Raw genomic sequence first — 16,586 nt, 5'->3', positions numbered from 1 at the left:
CCCCCCGGTACCGATCAGGCCCCGTCGGAAGACACCCTGCCCCTTGCCTCCCGCAAGGGGCGTTCGACGTTCCGTAGTCTGTACGGGATCCGCGGCCACAGCTCGATAACGGACCGGACAGAAGGGGTTTTCCGTCTGGTCTACGCGCGTTACGCTGCGGCGGAACCAGCGCCTGGTACGGGCGCTTGCACTAAGGAGTTACGTTCCATGCGCCGGGTGTCCCGAATTGCAGTCGCGGGCGTTGCGACCGCTACCCTCACCGCCGCCCTCGCTGCCTGCGGCGGCACGTCCAACGACGCCGCGAGCAGCAGCGGCGGCGACGGCAAGAGCAAGGGCGTAGCCCTCGCGTACGACGTCGGCGGCAAGGGCGACCAGTCCTTCAACGACGCCGCCACCGCCGGCATGGAGAAGGCCGCCGCCGACTTCAAGTACGGCTCCAAGGCGGTCGAGCCCACCGACGGCGAGTCCGACGCCGACAAGGCCCAGCGCCTGGCGACGCTCGCCAAGGCCGGCTACAACCCGGTGATCGGCGTCGGCTACGCCTACGCGCCGGCCGTGGCCGAGGCCGCCGAGAAGTTCCCCGACACGACCTTCGGCATCGTCGACGACGAGACGATCGACAAGAAGAACGTCGCGGACATGGTCTTCCACGAGGAGCAGGCCTCCTACCTGGCGGGCGTCGCCGCGGCCCTCACCACCAAGTCGAAGACCGTCGGCTTCGTCGGCGGCGTGGACATCCCGCTGATCCACAAGTTCGAGGCCGGCTACAAGCAGGGCGTCGCCGACACGAACCCCAAGGTCAAGGTCGTCTCGCAGTTCCTGACCGAGAAGGCCGAGGACGGCGGCTTCGCCAGCCCCGACAAGGGCAAGACCGCCGCCGAGGGCCAGATCGAGGACGGCGCCGACGTGGTCTACCACGCCGCGGGCCTGTCCGGCCAGGGCGTCATCGAGGCCGCCGCCGCCGCGAAGGCGTGGGCGATCGGCGTCGACTCCGACCAGTACAGCCAGGACGCCCTCAAGGCGTACAAGCAGTACATCCTCACCTCGGCCACCAAGGACGTGGCGGGCGCGGTCTACAACCTCGCCAAGTCGGTCCAGGACGGCAAGCCCGAGACCGGTGTGGTGCGCGCCTCGCTCAAGACCGGCGGCGTGGGCCTGGCGGACTCGAACCCCGAGTTCAAGGGCAACGCGAAGCTGCAGGAGGCCCTGAAGAAGGCCACCGACGGCATCAACGACGGCACGATCAAGGTGAAGACCTCGTAGTAACCGTGGTCAATCTGACGCTGTAATGGCAGCGTTACGGTCGCGAAAACGGGGTGTGGGAAGGATGGCCTTCCCGCGCCCCGTTCGCGCGGCGGATGATCCGGGTCTGGTCCGGGAGGCAGGCATATGCCCGGAACGCTCGACTCCGCAGTAGTAGTTGAAGCAGGGGCGCTACGCGCGTAGATCGGCCCCTTTTCCGAGGAGTACGCCATCGACGCGTCCAGCAGCCCCCCGCTCGCCGCACAGTCACCCTCCCGGTCGGCCGTGTCGGTCGAACTGGCCGGGATCACCAAGCGCTTCCCCGGTGTCGTCGCCAACCACGACATCCACCTGTCCGTCCGCAAGGGCACCGTGCACGCCCTCGTCGGCGAGAACGGGGCCGGCAAGTCCACCCTGATGAAGATCCTCTACGGCATGCAGAAGCCGGACGAGGGCACCATCGCGGTCGACGGCGAGCAGGTCGCCTTCGCCAGCCCCGCCGACGCCATCACCCGCGGCATCGGCATGGTCCACCAGCACTTCATGCTGGCCGACTACCTCACCGTCCTGGAGAACGTCGTCCTCGGCAGCGAGAAGCTGCACGGCATCGGCGCCGCCGCCCGCCGCAGGATCGTGGAGATCTCCGAGCGGTACGGCCTCGGGGTGCGCCCGGACGCCCTCGTCGAGGACCTCGGCGTCGCCGACCGCCAGCGCGTGGAGATCCTCAAGGTCCTCTACCGCGGCGCCCGCATCCTGATCCTGGACGAGCCCACCGCCGTCCTGGTGCCGCAGGAGGTCGACGCGCTCTTCGACAACCTCCGCGAGCTCAAGGCCGAGGGCCTGTCCGTCATCTTCATCTCCCACAAGCTGGGCGAGGTCCTGTCGGTCGCCGACGAGATCACCGTGATCCGCCGCGGCACCACGGTCGGCACGGCCGTCCCCGCCGAGACCACCTCCCGCCAGCTCGCCGAGATGATGGTCGGCAGCGAACTGCCCACCCCGGAGACCGCCGAGTCGACGGTCACCGACAAGCCCGTCATCCAGGTCGAGGGCCTCACCGTGTACGCGGGCGGCGGCGCCTCGCTCGGCGAGAGCGGCAGCGTCGGGGAGGCCCCGGCCGCCGGGTCCCTCGCGGGCGCCGCGTCCGCCGGCGACGCCAAGCGCGTCCTGGACGACGTCACCTTCACCATCCACGCCGGCGAGGTCATGGGCATCGCCGGCGTCGAGGGCAACGGCCAGACCGAACTGGTCGACGCCCTGATCGGCCTGAAGAACGCCGACTCGGGCACCGTCCGCTTCCTCGGCGAGGAGATCACCTCCTGGCCCACCCGCAGGCGCCGCGAGCAGGGCGTCGGCTACATCCCCGAGGACCGCCACCGCCACGGCCTGCTCCTGGAAGCCCCGCTGTGGGAGAACCGCATCCTCGGCCACGTCACCGAGAAGCCCAACAGCAAGGGCTTCTGGCTGGACCCCAAGGGCGCCCAGGCCGACACCCGCCGCATCGTCGAGGAGTACGACGTCCGTACGCCCGGCATCGACGTCACCGCGGCCTCCCTGTCCGGCGGCAACCAGCAGAAGCTGATCGTCGGCCGCGAGATGAGCCACAAGCCGCGCTTCCTGATCGCCGCCCACCCCACCCGCGGCGTGGACGTCGGCGCGCAGGCCGCGATCTGGGACCAGATCCGCGAGGCCCGCCGCGAAGGGCTCGCCGTGCTGCTGATCTCCGCCGACCTGGACGAGCTGATCGGTCTCTCCGACACCCTCCGGGTGATCTACGACGGCAGGCTCGTCGCGGACGCCGACCCGGCGGCCATCACCCCGGAGGAACTCGGCTCGGCCATGACCGGCGCCGCCTCCGGACACCTGGAGCACGTAGAGCGTGCAGAGCGCGCAGAGGAAGCCCCGGAGGACGAGGCCCGATGAAGAAGTTCGACAAGGAGCGCGTGCTCCTCGCGGTGGCCGGACCGGTCATCGCGCTCGTGGCGGCCGTGGTGCTCACCTCGTTCGTGCTGATCGCCTCGGGCAAGAGCCCGATCGAGCCGTACACCCTGATGTTCGAGCAGGCCGGCTTCGCCGACGTCCAGGTCCTGATCATCAACCAGGCCGGCGTCTACTACCTCGCCGCCCTCGCGGTCGCCGTCGGCTTCCGCATGAACCTCTTCAACATCGGCGTCGACGGCCAGTACCGCCTCGCCGCCATGATGACCGCGGTCGTCGGCGCGCACGTCTCGCTGCCCGCCGCCCTGCAGATCCCCTTCCTGATGCTGGTCGCGGTCCTCACCGGCGCCTTCTGGGCCGGCATCGCGGGCGTCCTGAAGGTGACCCGCGGCGTGAGCGAGGTCGTCGCGACGATCATGCTCAACGCCATCGCCACCAGCCTCATCGGCTACCTCACCCTCACCGAGGTCTGGGGCAAGCCGCTCGGCAACAACCAGACCACCGGTGTGATGAAGGAGTCCGGCTGGTTCCCCGGCTTCGACATGGGCGACGCGGGCGAGATCTACGGCTTCACCGTGATCGCCGTCCTCGCGGGCGTCCTGTACTGGCTGGTCCTCAACCGCACCCGCTTCGGCTTCGACCTGCGCGCCACCGGCGCCTCCGAGACCGCGGCCGCCGCCTCCGGCGTGGACGCCAAGCGCATGGTCCTCACCGCGATGCTGATCTCCGGCGGCGTGGCCGGTCTCGCCGGCCTGCCGATCCTCCTCGGCGACGCCCACACCTACAGCCTGTCCTTCCCGACGGGCCTCGGCTTCACCGGCATCACCATCGCGCTCCTCGGCCGCAACAACCCGGTCGGCATCGCCTTCGCCGCCCTGCTGGTCGCCTTCCTCGACAAGGCCTCGCCCGCCCTCGACTACGCCACCCCGGTGGCGTACGACAAGGAGATCGCGGTGATCATGCAGGGTCTCATCGTGATCGCGGTCGTCGTCTCCTACGAGGCCGTACGCGTCTGGGGCCTGCGCCGCCAGCAGCGGCGCGTCGGCGCCGAACTGGCCGCTGCCGCCGCCAACGACAACTCCAAGAAGGAGGTGGCTGCCCGATGAGCACCTCGACCGTCGCCAAGCCGCAGGCGCCGAAGCCCGCCCGGGGCCGCCGCCGTATCTCGCTCCCGGTCCTGCTCCTGCTCGTCGCGGGGCTGCTGGTCCTCGTCTCCGTCGTCCGGCTGATCACCGACGCCAACGGCATCACCTCGACCGGCCAGATGTCCACCGCGCTGCGCCTCGCCGTGCCGATCGGCCTCGCCGGACTCGGCGGCCTGTGGGCCGAGCGCGCGGGCGTCGTCAACATCGGCCTCGAAGGCATGATGATCCTCGGCACCTGGTTCGGTGCCTGGGCCGGCTTCCAGTGGGGCCCCTGGAGCGGTGTCGCCTTCGGCATCATCGGCGGCGCCCTCGGCGGCCTGCTGCACGCGATCGTGACCGTCACCTTCAACGTCAACCACATCGTCTCCGGTGTGGCCATCAACATCCTGGCCCTCGGCGCCACCCGCTACCTGTCGACCTTCGCCTTCGAGGGCGAGGAGGGCGGCACGTCCAAGCAGTCGCCGCCCGTCGACTCGCTCGGCACCTTCGACATCCCCGGCCTCTCGGACTGGCTGCAGACCCTCAACGGCAAGCACTGGTTCCTGGTCTCCGACCTCGCCGGGCTCGTCGGCGGCATCTTCACCAACCTGTCGCCGCTCACCGTGGTCGCCGTCGCGCTCGTCCCGCTCACCTGGTGGGTGCTGTGGCGCACCTCCTTCGGGCTGCGGCTGCGCTCCTGCGGCGAGAACCCGGTGGCCGCCGAGTCCCTCGGCGTCAACGTCTACAAGTACAAGTACCTGGCCGTCGTCATCTCCGGCGGCTTCGCCGGACTCGGCGGCGCCTTCCTGTCCCTGGTCGCCTCCAACATCTACCTGGAGGGCCAGACCGGCGGCCGCGGCTACATCGGCCTCGCCGCGATGATCTTCGGCAACTGGATGCCGGGCGGCCTCGCCCTCGGCGCCGGCCTGTTCGGCTACACCGACAGCCTCAAGCTGCGCGGCGGCGGCACCAACGTCCACGCGCTGCTGCTCCTGCTGGCCCTGCTGCTGATCATCGGCGCGGCGTACTTCGTGTGGAAGAAGCGCTACGTCCACGCGGCGGTCACCACGCTGATCGGCGTCCTGGTCTTCCTCTGGTACACCACCACCAACGAGGTCCCCAACCAGGTCGTCACCGCCACCCCGTACGTCGTCACGCTGCTGGTGCTCGCGCTCTCCGCGCAGCGCCTGCGCATGCCGAAGGCGGACGGCATGCCGTACCGGCGGGGGCAGGGCAAGTGACGGCGGCCGCGACCGGCGCCCCGGCCGTCGACTGGGAGGCCCTGCGGGAGGTGGCGCGCGAGGCGATGTCCCGCGCGTACGCCCCCTACTCGGGCTACCCCGTCGGCGTCGCGGCCCTGGTCGACGACGGCCGGGTGGTCTCCGGGTGCAACGTGGAGAACGCCTCGTACGGCCTCGGCCTGTGCGCGGAGTGCGGGCTGGTCTCGCAGCTCCAGAACACCGGGGGCGGCCGGCTCACGCACTTCACGTGCGTCGACGGCGACGGCGAGATCCTCGTCCCGTGCGGCCGCTGCCGCCAGCTGCTGTACGAGTTCGGCGGCCCCGGGCTGATCCTGGAGACCCCGGCCGGTCTCCTGCCGCTCTCCGAGATGCTGCCGCAGGCCTTCGGGCCGGAGCACCTCACCAAGTAACGCACGGCGGCCCCCCGGGACTCCGGGGGGCCGCTGCACTTCTGAAGGGAAACCAGGACGTTGTCCATGGACGCCATCTCCGTCATCCGCACCAAGCGGGACCGCGGCGAGTTCAGCGACGAGCAGATCGACTGGGTCATCGACGCGTACACGCGCGGCGAGGTCGCCGACTACCAGATGGCCGCCCTCAACATGGCGATCCTGCTCAACGGCATGAACCGCCGCGAGATCGCCACCTGGACCGCCGCGATGATCGCCTCCGGCGAGCGCATGGACTTCTCGTCCCTGTCCCGCCCCACGGCCGACAAGCACTCGACCGGCGGCGTCGGCGACAAGATCACGCTCCCGCTCGCGCCCCTCGTGGCGGCCTGCGGCGCGGCCGTCCCGCAGCTGTCGGGCCGGGGCCTCGGCCACACCGGCGGCACCCTCGACAAGCTGGAGTCGATCCCCGGCTGGCGCGCCCTGCTCTCCAACGAGGAGATGCTCTCCGTCCTGGACGGGGTCGGCGCGGTCATCTGCGCGGCGGGCGACGGCCTGGCCCCGGCGGACAAGAAGCTCTACGCGCTCCGGGACGTCACCGGCACCGTCGAGGCGATCCCGCTGATCGCCTCCTCGATCATGTCGAAGAAGATCGCCGAGGGCACGGGCTCGCTCGTCCTGGACGTGAAGGTCGGCTCCGGCGCCTTCATGAAGACGATCGAGGACGCCCGCGAACTGGCCTCCACGATGGTCGGCCTGGGCACGGACCACGGGGTGAGGACCGTGGCCCTGCTCACGGACATGTCCACCCCGCTCGGCCTGACCGCGGGCAACGCCCTGGAGGTCCGCGAGTCGGTGGAGGTCCTGGCGGGCGGCGGCCCCGCCGACGTCGTCGAGCTCACCCTCGCACTGGCCCGCGAGATGCTGGACGCCGCGGGCGTCAAGGACGCCGACCCGGCGAAGGCACTGGCCGACGGCTCGGCGATGGACGCCTGGCGCCGCATGATCTCCGCCCAGGGCGGCGACCCCGACGCGCCCCTGCCCACCTCCCGCGAGCAGCACGTCGTGACGGCGGGGGCCTCCGGCGTCCTGACCCGCCTGGACGCGTACGACATCGGCGTCGCCGCCTGGCGCCTGGGCGCGGGCCGCGCCCGCAAGGAGGACCCGGTGCAGGCCGCCGCGGGCGTCGAACTCCACGCCAAGCCGGGCGACACGGTGACCGAGGGCCAGCCCCTGCTGACCCTCCACACGGACACCCCCGAGCGCTTCGATTACGCCCTTGAGGCGGTGGCGGGCTCGTACGACGTGGCCGCCCCCGGCACGGCGTTCACGGCGGCGCCGGTGGTGCTGGAACGCATCGCCTGACCTGCGGGTCCTCCCGTACGGGTGAGAGGGGCCGGCGGCCGTCCGCCGGCCCCTTCCGGCATTCCGGATCGCCCCGGCAGCGTCCCGGATCACCCCAGCAGCGCCGCGACCACCACCAGGACCGGCACCGCCAGCATCGTCGACAGCAGGATCGACTCGCGGGCCAGCACCTCGCCGGTCCGGTAGCGCGAGGCGTACGTGAAGAGGTTCTGCGCGGCCGGCAGCGCCGAGGTGACCACCACGTCGAGCAGGGGCTCGCCCCGCAGGCCGAAGACCCCGGCCGCCAGCGCCCACGCGGCCAGTGGCTGCCCCACCGACTTCAGGGCGACGGAGAGCAGCACGGGCGCCCGGTCGGCGCCCCGGCCCGGCATCGTGCTGCCGCACAGGGAGATGCCGAAGGCGAGGAGCACGGCCGGCACGGACATGTTCCCGATCAGGGTGAGCGGGTCCATGACGGGCCCGGGGACGCTCAGCCCGGTCGCCGAGACGGCCACCCCGGACAGCGAGCCGATGGCGATGGGGTTGCGGACGGGCACGGTCACCCGCCGCCAGACCGACTGCTTCTCGCCCGTGCCCGCCAGGTCCAGGACCGTCAGGGCGACGGGCGTCATCACGATCTGCTGGAAGAGCAGGACCGGCGCCACCAGCGAGGCGTCCCCGAGGACGTACACCGCGATCGGGATGCCCAGGTTGCCCGCGTTGACGTAGCTGGAGCAGAGCGCGCCGATCGTCGTACGGCCCACGCCCCAGCGGCGCGCGGCACCGACCGCGACGAAGACCCCGGCCACCGCGAACGTGCTGACCGCCGTCACCAGCAGCCGGTCCGACAGGATCACCGACAGGTCGGCCCGCGCGAGGGTCGTGAACAGCAGCGCGGGCGTGGCGACGTGGAACGCGAGCTTGGTCAGCACCTCCCGCCCGTTGTCCCCGAGGTACCCCCGCCGCCCGATCAGGTACCCGACCCCCCCCGCACCCCGCGGCCGCCCGGCACGCCCCTGACACAGATCGTCAACTCATCGATCCTGACGGGGCTGGTCGCCGGTCTCGTGCTGCGCGAGGGTTCCAGGAGGGCGGCAGTGCGGCGTTCACACACCCGGCCCGCTGCCGCGCCGAGTGTTCCGGCGTCTTCACGAGAGAAAGAAGCACCCCCGTATGCGCGCCCTTGTTGTCTCCCACGGCGAGGCCGGACCCGTCCGGTTCGCCGACGTCGACGAGCCCGTACCGTCCACCGGTGAGGCGCTGGTGGAGGTACGGCACATCGGCCTCAACTTCGGAGAGCTGAACTACGTGTCCCAGTGGCCGGCCGGCTCCGTGCACGGTCACGACGCGGCCGGCGTCGTGGTGCGCGCCGCGGCCGACGGCTCGGGGCCGCCCGAGGGCACCCGCGTCGCGGTGGGAATGGCCGCCCACGCGTGGGCGGAGCGGGTGGCGGTCGCCCCCGCCTCGCTCGGCACCGTCCCCGAGGGCGTGGACCTGGCCGACGCCGCCGCGCTGGGGATCGCCGGCGTCACCGCGCTGCGGGTGCTGCGCAAGCGTTCCCTGCTGGCGCGCGACGTCCTGATCACCGGCGCCAGCGGGGGCGTGGGGCACTTCGCCGTCCAGCTCGCGGCGCTGGCGGGTGCCCGGGTGACGGCACTGGTCGGTTCGCCGGAGCGGGCCGCCGGGCTCCGCGACCTCGGCGCCGACCGGGTCCTGACCGACTTGGCCGACCTGACCGACCCGACCGGCCCGGCCGGGACCGGGGGCCGGTTCGACCTCGTCCTGGACACGGTCGGCGGCCCGCTGGTGGTCCAGGCGTGGAGTCGTCTCGCCGAGGGCGGCACCATCCACCTGGTCGGCCACTCCTCGGGGCAGGAGACCACGTTCCCGTCAGGGGCCTTGTTCGGCTTCGGTGAGCCCCGCTCGATCGCCACCTACGGCGACATGACCCCGACCAGCGGGGAGCTGACGGACCTGCTGGGCCTCACGGCCGCCGGGAGGCTCTCGGCACCGATCGGGCTGCGGGGCGGCTGGCAGGACGTGGACGACGCCGTCCGGGCGCTGTTCGCACGGAAGGTGCACGGGAAGGCCGTCCTCGACGTGGTGTGAGCCCGTGGACGAGAATGGACCCGTGGATGTGCTGGCGGAGGTCTTGCGGGTCTCGGGTGCGCGGGGCGCGCTGGGGGTCGTGCTGAAGGCGGGCGGCACCTGGGGCCTGTGGCTGGACTCCTATCCGGGAGCGGCACTGCACGTGGTCTCCCGCGGCACGATGTGGCTCCACGTCGCCGGTGCGAAACCCCTCCAGGTGCAGGCCGGGGACGCCGTCCTGGTCTCGCCGGGCACCGCGCACGGGATAGCCGGCGGCGCCGACGTGACGATGGGTTCCTGCGACCGTGCGGCGGCGCTCCGGGCGCTCGGCGACGGCCGGGCCCTGCGGCTGGGCCCGGCGCCGGTGCAGACGGAGGTGATCGTCCTGCACTACGAGCAGGACCCGCAGGTCAGCACCCCGGTGCTCACCTCCCTCACCCGGCCGATGCACGTCACGGCCCGCCAGAACGCGCAGTTCGGCAGGACCGCCGAACTCCTCGCCGCGGAGCTCGCGCAGCCCCAGCTCGGCACCACCGCCGCCGTCAACAGCATCGTCGACCTCCTGCTCGTCCAGTTCGTACGCGCCTGGCTGGCCCGCCACCCGGAGGAGCGGTCCGGCTCGTGGCTGGGAGCGATGCGCGATCCGGTCGTGCGCGACGCCCTGGCCCGGGTCCACGCCCGGCCGGAACACCCCTGGACCACGGATACCCTGGCCGCCGCGACGAGCGTCTCCCGGGCGACGCTGTCCAGGCATTTCCGGTCCGCCCTCGGGCAGACGCCCGGCGCATACGTGACGCAGTGGCGCATCGACCTGGCGTCCGTCCGGCTCCGGGACACCGACGAGCCCGTCGAGTCGATCTCCGGCGCGGTCGGATACGGCTCCCCCCACGCCTTCAGCCGCGCCTTCCGGCGGGTCCGGGGCATCGCCCCGGGCGAGTACCGGTCCCGGCTCCGCCGGTGACCGGCTCCCACGGGACGCGCGGGGGCCGCCTGATCGGCCCCCACCGGCTCCCACGGGCTCCGCGATGAGTTCCGCGCCTCCGCCTGGTCTACCGCACGTGGACGCCAAGACACCCGCCGTAGTCGTGCTGCCCGGCCCCGTCACCAAGGACGACGTGCCGGGGCTGTGCGAGGCCGTGCGCGCACGGCTGCAGCACACCCGGGCCCGCGTCGTCGTCTGCGACGTCACGGGCCTGGGACCCCCGGGCCTGACGACCGTCGACGCGCTGGCCAGGATGCAGCTCACCGCCCGCCGCGCCGGCGGCCGCATCAGGCTCCGCGGCCCGGACCCCGCCCTGCGCTCACTGCTCGCCCTCGTCGGCCTCCGCTTCGAGACGGAGGGGCAGCCCGAACAACGGGAACCACCGCTGCGTGTCCAGGAAGCAGTGGAACCCGGTGATCCGCCCCTCTGAGATCTCCAGCACCTGCACCGCCCACGCCACCCGGCCGCCGGTCTCCGGGTCGGGCTTGTACTGGGCGAACCCGGGCAGCCCGTTCACCGCGATCGGGACCAGGTGGGAGTCGGCGCAGGGCGCGCCGAGCGTCGTCATGAACCCCGTGATGTCCTCGGGCCCGCTCAGCCACAGGTCGAACGGCGGCATCGTCATCACGGCGTCCTCGTGCAGCAGGGCCGTCAGCGCCGCCATGTCGTACCCCTCGAAGGCGGCCACGTAGCGCTCCAGGAGCTTCTGCTGCTCCGGGTCGAGCGGGTCGGAGGTCGCGGCCCGGGCGGCGGCACTGTCGCTGCCGCTCTCCGCGAGCGTGGCCCGGGCGCGCTGCAGCGCGCTGTTCACGGAGGCGACCGTGGTGCCGAGCAGCTCGGCCACCTCGCTCGCCCGCCACGCCAGGACCTCGCGCAGGATGAGCACGGCCCGCTGCTTGGGCGGCAGTTGCTGCAGGGCCGCCATGAAGGCCAGGCGCACCGACTCCTTGGCCACGGCGGCCTCGGCCGGGTCGGCGACCGCCGGCAGCACGCGCGCGTCCGGCATCGGCTCCAGCCAGGTGTGGTCCGCGCGCGGGTTCAGCGCCGCCTGCGCGAGCGGCGTCGACTCCGTCAGGTCCATGGGCCGGGCCCGCTTGTTGCCCGCGCTCAGCATGTCCAGGCAGACGTTCGTCGCGATCCGGTACAGCCACGAACGCAGCGAGGAGCGGCCCTCGAACTTGTCGTAGCTGCGCCAGGCGCGCACCAGCGTGTCCTGGACCGCGTCCTCGGCCTCGAAGGACGAGCCGAGCATGCGGTAGCAGTACCCCGTCAGCTCGACCCGGTGCTTCTCCAGCCGGACGTCGAGGTCCTCCGCCGTCGCCGTACCGTCGCTCATGGCCAACCCACCCCTGTGGCTCTGTCCGTCGCGCTGGGACCGCCCCATTGCGACCCGGCACTCCGGAAGCTACCGCAGCCCACTGACAACGGCCCCCGGAGACGGAAAAGGTGCAGGTCAGGACAGTTGCTGTCCTGACCTGCACCCGTGTGTCCGCCGGTTGCCCCGATCGGCCCCCTCCGGGGCCCCGACCGGCCCCGGTGCGTCAGTGCCGCACGGCCCCCGGTGCGTCAGTGCTGCACGGCCACCACGCGCCGCCGCTGCTGCTGCTGGGTGCGGGCCGCCCGCGTACCGGCCAGCGTGATCCCCGCGACCCCGGCCACCGCCAGCAGGCCCAGCGCCACCGTCCCGGCCCAGCCGCCGGAGTGGTAGGCGACCGCGCCGAGCGTGCCGCCCGCGCTGGAGCCCAGGTAGTAGGCGGACTGGTACAGCGCCGAGGCCTGCGCGCGGCCCTCCTTCGCCGTGTGGCTGACCGAGGAGGACGCCACCGCGTGACCCGCGAAGAAGCCCGCCGTGATGAGCACCAGGCCCAGCAGCACGAGGGGCAGCGAGTCGGCCAGCGACACCAGCAGACCCGCGGTGGTCGTCGCGCCCGCCAGGTACAGGGCCCCGCGCCGCCCGAGCCGGTCCACCAGCTTCCCGGCCGTCGACGCCGAGACCGTACCGACCAGGTAGACGAGGAAGACCGAGCCGATGACGCCCTGGGGGAGCGAGAACGGGGCGTCGGTGAGGCGGTAGCCGATCACCGTGTAGACGGCGCCGAACACCGTCATGAACAGCGCGCCGATCGCGTACAGCCGGCGCAGCAGCGGGTTCGCGAGGTGGCCGCGGACCGTGCGCACCAGCACCGCGGGGCGCAGCGAACCGGCCCTGAAGTGCCGCGGCGCCGGGAGCAGCAGCCGGAAGGCCACCGCGCAGCCCACCGCGAGCACACCGATCACGCCGACGGCGACCCGCCAGCCCCACTCCTGGGCGACCCAGCCGGTGATGATGCGGCCGCTCATCCCGCCGACGCTGTTGCCCGCGACGAACAGGCCGATCGCGGTGATCAGCGCCTTCGGGCGCACCTCCTCCGCCAGGAAGGCCGTCGCCGAGGCCGGCAGCCCGGCCAGCGCGGCACCCTGCACGGCCCGCAGCGCGATCAGGACGCCGACCGAGGGGGCGAAGGGCACGAGCAGCCCGACGGTCACGGCGATCGCCAGGGACGCCGTCATCAACGTACGCCGGCCGAACCGCTCGGAGAGCGCGCTCAGCGGCAGGACGAACAGGGCCAGTGCGCCGGTCGCCGCCGACACCGTCCAGCTCGCCGTGCTCGCCGACACCCCGAAGTCGGCCGAGACGAGGGGGAGGAGGGCCTGCGTGGAGTAGAGGAGCGCGAAGGTCGCGACCCCGGCCAGGAAGAGCGCGAAGCTCATCCGGCGGTAGCCGGGCCCGCCGGGGGCGAGACGGGTGTCGGCGGAGGTGCCGACGGAGACGGCTTCGGTACGGGCGACGGCGGCGGAGGAGGCGACCACGGTGGTGGGCGCCCCGGTACTGGCGGAAGGCATGTTTCGAACCTAAAGTCCTCCCGGTCATCCGTCCAATGCACGAAACCGCCATAATCGTTCCCGTGATGCATGAGCAGAGGCCAGAGGCGCGCCTGTCACCGTCCAGTGACACGGAAGACATCGTGACGGTGCTCGCCCCGCGCCTGGCGTACTTCGCCGGCGTGGCCCGCACCGAGCACGTCACGCGGGCCGCGCAGGAGATGCAGGTCCCGCAGTCGACCCTGTCGCGGGCGATGGTCCGCCTCGAACAGGACCTGGGCGTCGACCTGTTCGCCCGCCGCGGCCGCACGGTCTCCCTCACCCCCGCCGGGCGCACCTTCCTCGGCTCCGTCGAACGCGCCCTCGCCGAGATCGAACGGGCCGCCGACGAGGTGCGGGCCGACGCCGACCCGGCCACCGGCAAGGTCGCCTTCGGCTTCCTGCACACCATGGGCTCCGAGACCGTCCCGGCCCTCATCCGCGCCTTCCGCGCCGACCACCCCCGGGTGCGCTTCAGCCTCGTCCAGAACTACGGCGAGGCGATGATCGAGCGGCTGCGCTCCGGCGAGCTGGACCTCTGCCTCACCTCCCCGGTGCCGGACGCGCCCGACCTGGTGGGCCGCCGCCTGGACGAGCAGAAGCTGCGCCTGGTGGTCCCCGCCGACCACCGGCTGGCCTCCCGCCGCCGCATCCGCCTCGCGGAGGCCGCCGACGAAACCTTCGTCACCCTCGAACCGGGCTACGGCCTGCGCCGCATCACCGACGACCTCTGCCGGCAGGCGGGCTTCCGCCCCCGGGTCGCCTTCGAGGGCGAGGAGGCGGAGACCCTGCGGGGCCTGGTGGCGGCGGGCCTGGGCGTGGCCCTGCTGCCCCCGCCGGCGGTCGCGCGCCCCGGAGTCGTCGAACTGACGGTGACGGCCCCGAGGGCGGCCCGCGAGATCGGAGTGGCCTGGCTGGACGGCCACCCGGACACACCCCCGGTGGCGGCGTTCAAGAAGTTCCTGCTGTCGAAGAGGGGCTCACTGCTTCCGGAGTGAGGACTCCTCCCGGAGCGCCGGAGTGAGGGACGGGGCGTACGCCGGAGACAGGGGTCACCGGTCGCTCCGGTGGTTCTGGTCGCGCCAGACCCGGGGCGAGACCCCGTAGGCCTGCTTGAACACCTTGCTGAAGTGGGTCGCGTCCACGAACCCCCAGCTGCGCCCGATCGCCGCGACGGTCCGCAACCGGCCGTTCGGACCGGCCAGTTCCCGTCTGCACTCGGCCAGGCGGCGCGCACGGATCCAGTCCCCGAGGCCGATGCCCGACCGGGACAGCACGGCGTAGAGGTGACGCACGGAGATGCCGTGCGCGGCGGCGATCCGTGCCGCCGACAGATCGGTGTCGGCGAGGTGCGCCCGGATGTACTGGGTGATCCGCAGGCCGAGCGTCGCCTCCAGGGGCGCCCTGGCCCGTGCGGAGTCACCGTGCTGGGACGTCAGGACGGCACGGAGCAGATCGACGCTCGGTTCCACGACGGCGTCGGCGTGCACACCCCGCTGCAATTCCTCGCTGGCGGCCAGGTGGGAGAAATACGTGGAGGCGAGACGTGCGACGGGATTGCCGGATCCCAGGGTGACCGCGCTGACATCCCGTAACAACCGCTCGGGGAGCGCGAGGGCCGCGCGGGGGAAACGGAAGAAATGGTGGTCGACCCCTTCGTCGAAGAGCAGCGTGTAAGGGGAGACCGATTCGTAGACGGCGAAGTCCCCCGGCCCCAGCAGGCATTCGCGGCCGTTCTGCACCACCAGGCTGGTGCCCGTCACCTGGAGGCCGAGGAACACGAGCGGCTCCTCGTCCTTCCGGGCCAGCCGCTCCGTCCTGCGGACGGTGACCGCCGTCGCCCGCGCCGAACAGATCCGGAGGGGCCCGACGGCACCGAGCCCTATGCGGACGGAGATGTCCTCGGCCGGAAGGGGATGATCGATGTCGACCGCCACCACGGATTCCCACACCGCGTGCCGGACCACTTCCTCCCGATCCTGCGGCGCCATGGACGCGGTGTCCAGGACCGGACTCATGAGGCGGACATTCGGCTGTGCCGGTCATGAAGCCGGCCGGGCGTCGTCTCGGCCCGTTCCCCCACAGGACACCCCTCCACGCGGACGATTCCTGACGTCAGCTTGGCAGAACGCGATCTTTCCGCGCAACGGTTTCGGTGGAACATGCACCTGAATTCCCCACCTGATGCGGCGTCAATTCGGGCCGGTGCACCGCTGACAAACTTCTCTGCGCGAATGACAAAGCCGGAGACGTGCGGCGGCCCTATGGTCCAGGACGAGGCCGTGATTCCCGAGGCGGAAATTCCCGCCGAAGAAGTGCGCGCCGGGTGGGGAGGGAATTCCCCGCCGTTTTCCGCTGCGTCCGCGGCTCGTCGAACTGAAGGGACACCCATGACCCTCCGCACGATACGCACCCGCCTGGGGGCCGCCGCCCTCGCCGTCGCCGCCCTCGCCACCGGCGCCGTGACCATGAGTGCCGCGCCCGCCTCCGCCGCGAGCATGTACGGCTGCTCGTACCCGCGTGTGTGCCTGTACAACGGCTCCTACCAGAACGGCAGCATCGGCAGTTACTACCAGGACACCTACTACCAGGTCACCCTCGGCGGGGCGGACACCGCGGACGCGGTCGTCAACACCCGTAACGACGACTCGGTCTGGCTGATCGACCGGTCCGCCTCCCCGGACGCGTACCTCTGCATCCCGCGGAACACCGCCGTCAACCTCGGCGACTACGCGCACCCCAACGGCACCACCTGGGCGAACGACGTCGACGCCATCAAGATCTGGGGCGACCCCGACGACGGCAGGTGCAGCGGCACCTACCAGGTGCGGCAGGGGCGCGTCGACGACGGCTGGCGTCCCTGACGTACGGGGCCGTCCCCGGGCGCCACGTCCCCGGGACGGCCTCCCTCCGTCCGGTCAGTGCCGCAGCGAGCGCCCGAACCCCGAGGCGAGCGGCATCCGCAGACCCAGGGGCGGGGGAGCCGCCAGCGCGTCCTCCACCGGCCGCGAGAACGTCCGCCCGAACAGCGTCCCCCACACGAAGTCCTCCGCGAGCGCGTGCACCTCGTCCCGGAACGCGTGCAGCCCGTGCCGGTCCGAGTGCACCTCGAACCGGCACACGTCCCGGTTCGCCTTCTTCGCCCGCGCCGCCAGCCGGAACGACAACTCCGGGTCGGTGCGCCGGTCGTTGGTGCCGTGCACGATCATCACCCGCCGCCCCACGAGCTGCTTGACCGGCTCGGCCGCCGCCGCGAGGTCCTCCTCGGGCAGCCAGGGGGACAGCGCCAGCACCGAGTCGACGGCGTCGTGGCCCCCCGCGTGCAGGGCGGCCCGCC

General features: G+C 72.2%; 16 protein-coding genes. 11 read left to right on the top strand and 5 right to left on the bottom strand.

All coding sequences use genetic code 11. The annotated features are described in order from the left end of the window. Window positions 1–207 precede the first annotated feature (207 nt). From FGF04_RS15240 to FGF04_RS15215, 6 genes are all read left to right on the top strand, one after another. Window positions 208–1,263: a BMP family lipoprotein gene (locus FGF04_RS15240; protein WP_149511835.1), complete on the top strand. Its 1,056-nt coding sequence runs from the start codon at window positions 208–210 to the stop codon at window positions 1,261–1,263. Between the two features lie 210 nt (window positions 1,264–1,473). After that, a complete protein-coding gene (locus FGF04_RS15235; RefSeq protein ID WP_235882374.1) occupies window positions 1,474–3,165 on the top strand; it encodes an ABC transporter ATP-binding protein in 1,692 nt (563 codons plus the stop codon). Beyond that, window positions 3,162–4,286, top strand: a complete 1,125-nt coding sequence (locus tag FGF04_RS15230; RefSeq protein ID WP_149511833.1) for an ABC transporter permease — start codon at window positions 3,162–3,164, stop codon at window positions 4,284–4,286. The genes FGF04_RS15235 and FGF04_RS15230 overlap by 4 nt, the downstream gene beginning before the upstream one ends. After that, window positions 4,283–5,545: an ABC transporter permease gene (locus FGF04_RS15225; RefSeq protein ID WP_149511832.1), complete on the top strand. Its 1,263-nt coding sequence runs from the start codon at window positions 4,283–4,285 to the stop codon at window positions 5,543–5,545. The genes FGF04_RS15230 and FGF04_RS15225 overlap by 4 nt, the downstream gene beginning before the upstream one ends. Then, window positions 5,542–5,955, top strand: a complete 414-nt coding sequence (locus FGF04_RS15220; RefSeq protein ID WP_149511831.1) for a cytidine deaminase — start codon at window positions 5,542–5,544, stop codon at window positions 5,953–5,955. The genes FGF04_RS15225 and FGF04_RS15220 overlap by 4 nt, the downstream gene beginning before the upstream one ends. A gap of 60 nt (window positions 5,956–6,015) precedes the next feature. After that, window positions 6,016–7,299, top strand: a complete 1,284-nt coding sequence (locus FGF04_RS15215) for a thymidine phosphorylase (RefSeq protein WP_149511830.1) — start codon at window positions 6,016–6,018, stop codon at window positions 7,297–7,299. Window positions 7,300–7,388: 89 nt separating this feature from the next. On the opposite strand, the gene FGF04_RS15210 is transcribed toward FGF04_RS15215, so the two are convergent. Continuing rightward, window positions 7,389–8,303: an AEC family transporter gene (locus FGF04_RS15210; RefSeq protein ID WP_149511829.1), complete on the bottom strand. Its 915-nt coding sequence runs from the start codon at window positions 8,301–8,303 to the stop codon at window positions 7,389–7,391. A gap of 148 nt (window positions 8,304–8,451) precedes the next feature. Between FGF04_RS15210 and FGF04_RS15205 the strand changes: the two genes are divergently transcribed. From FGF04_RS15205 to FGF04_RS15195, 3 genes are all read left to right on the top strand, one after another. Next, on the top strand, window positions 8,452–9,387 hold the full coding sequence (locus tag FGF04_RS15205) for a zinc-binding dehydrogenase (RefSeq protein ID WP_149511828.1): 936 nt from the start codon (window positions 8,452–8,454) through the stop codon (window positions 9,385–9,387). 22 nt (window positions 9,388–9,409) lie between these two features. Further along, window positions 9,410–10,327: an AraC family transcriptional regulator gene (locus FGF04_RS15200; protein WP_149512288.1), complete on the top strand. Its 918-nt coding sequence runs from the start codon at window positions 9,410–9,412 to the stop codon at window positions 10,325–10,327. A 64-nt stretch (window positions 10,328–10,391) separates the two neighbouring features. Then, window positions 10,392–10,778: an STAS domain-containing protein gene (locus FGF04_RS15195; protein ID WP_149511827.1), complete on the top strand. Its 387-nt coding sequence runs from the start codon at window positions 10,392–10,394 to the stop codon at window positions 10,776–10,778. On the opposite strand, the gene FGF04_RS15190 is transcribed toward FGF04_RS15195, so the two are convergent. Then, window positions 10,668–11,684: a sigma-70 family RNA polymerase sigma factor gene (locus FGF04_RS15190; RefSeq protein ID WP_149511826.1), complete on the bottom strand. Its 1,017-nt coding sequence runs from the start codon at window positions 11,682–11,684 to the stop codon at window positions 10,668–10,670. The two genes, FGF04_RS15195 and FGF04_RS15190, sit on opposite strands and share 111 nt — an antisense overlap. A 230-nt stretch (window positions 11,685–11,914) precedes the next feature. Next, a complete protein-coding gene (locus tag FGF04_RS15185; RefSeq protein ID WP_149511825.1) occupies window positions 11,915–13,231 on the bottom strand; it encodes an MFS transporter in 1,317 nt (438 codons plus the stop codon). Window positions 13,232–13,296: 65 nt separating this feature from the next. On the opposite strand from FGF04_RS15185, the gene FGF04_RS15180 reads away from it, so the two are divergent. After that, entirely contained in the window at window positions 13,297–14,247 is a 951-nt protein-coding gene (locus FGF04_RS15180; protein ID WP_149512287.1) for a LysR family transcriptional regulator, read from the top strand. Between the two features lie 54 nt (window positions 14,248–14,301). On the opposite strand, the gene FGF04_RS15175 is transcribed toward FGF04_RS15180, so the two are convergent. Continuing rightward, window positions 14,302–15,267, bottom strand: coding sequence for an AraC-like ligand-binding domain-containing protein (locus FGF04_RS15175; protein WP_149511824.1), 966 nt, complete (start codon window positions 15,265–15,267; stop codon window positions 14,302–14,304). Window positions 15,268–15,639: 372 nt separating this feature from the next. Between FGF04_RS15175 and FGF04_RS15170 the strand changes: the two genes are divergently transcribed. Further along, a complete protein-coding gene (locus FGF04_RS15170; protein ID WP_149511823.1) occupies window positions 15,640–16,113 on the top strand; it encodes a hypothetical protein in 474 nt (157 codons plus the stop codon). Between the two features lie 54 nt (window positions 16,114–16,167). Here the strand turns inward: FGF04_RS15170 and FGF04_RS15165 are convergent. Next, window positions 16,168–16,586, bottom strand: a 419-nt coding sequence (locus FGF04_RS15165; protein WP_328596321.1) for a prolyl oligopeptidase family serine peptidase, incomplete at its 5' end; no start/stop codon positions are given.

It is taken from the genome of Streptomyces apricus (assembly GCF_008369065.1).
GTDB lineage: Bacteria > Actinomycetota > Actinomycetes > Streptomycetales > Streptomycetaceae > Streptomyces > Streptomyces apricus.
This window is presented reverse-complemented; position numbering and strand designations above follow the sequence as displayed.

Bases quoted from the DNA above. Each gene is read 5' to 3' on its own strand.
- FGF04_RS15180 (WP_149512287.1), top strand. From the start codon at position 13,297: ATGCATGAGCAGAGGCCAGAGGCGCGCCTGTCACCGTCCAGTGACACG.
- FGF04_RS15225 (WP_149511832.1), top strand. From the start codon at position 4,283: ATGAGCACCTCGACCGTCGCCAAGCCGCAGGCGCCGAAGCCCGCCCGG.
- FGF04_RS15205 (WP_149511828.1), top strand. From the start codon at position 8,452: ATGCGCGCCCTTGTTGTCTCCCACGGCGAGGCCGGACCCGTCCGGTTC.
- FGF04_RS15175 (WP_149511824.1), bottom strand. From the start codon at position 15,267: ATGAGTCCGGTCCTGGACACCGCGTCCATGGCGCCGCAGGATCGGGAG.
- FGF04_RS15240 (WP_149511835.1), top strand. From the start codon at position 208: ATGCGCCGGGTGTCCCGAATTGCAGTCGCGGGCGTTGCGACCGCTACC.
- FGF04_RS15195 (WP_149511827.1), top strand. From the start codon at position 10,392: ATGAGTTCCGCGCCTCCGCCTGGTCTACCGCACGTGGACGCCAAGACA.
- FGF04_RS15190 (WP_149511826.1), bottom strand. From the start codon at position 11,684: ATGAGCGACGGTACGGCGACGGCGGAGGACCTCGACGTCCGGCTGGAG.
- FGF04_RS15230 (WP_149511833.1), top strand. From the start codon at position 3,162: ATGAAGAAGTTCGACAAGGAGCGCGTGCTCCTCGCGGTGGCCGGACCG.
- FGF04_RS15170 (WP_149511823.1), top strand. From the start codon at position 15,640: ATGACCCTCCGCACGATACGCACCCGCCTGGGGGCCGCCGCCCTCGCC.
- FGF04_RS15185 (WP_149511825.1), bottom strand. From the start codon at position 13,231: ATGCCTTCCGCCAGTACCGGGGCGCCCACCACCGTGGTCGCCTCCTCC.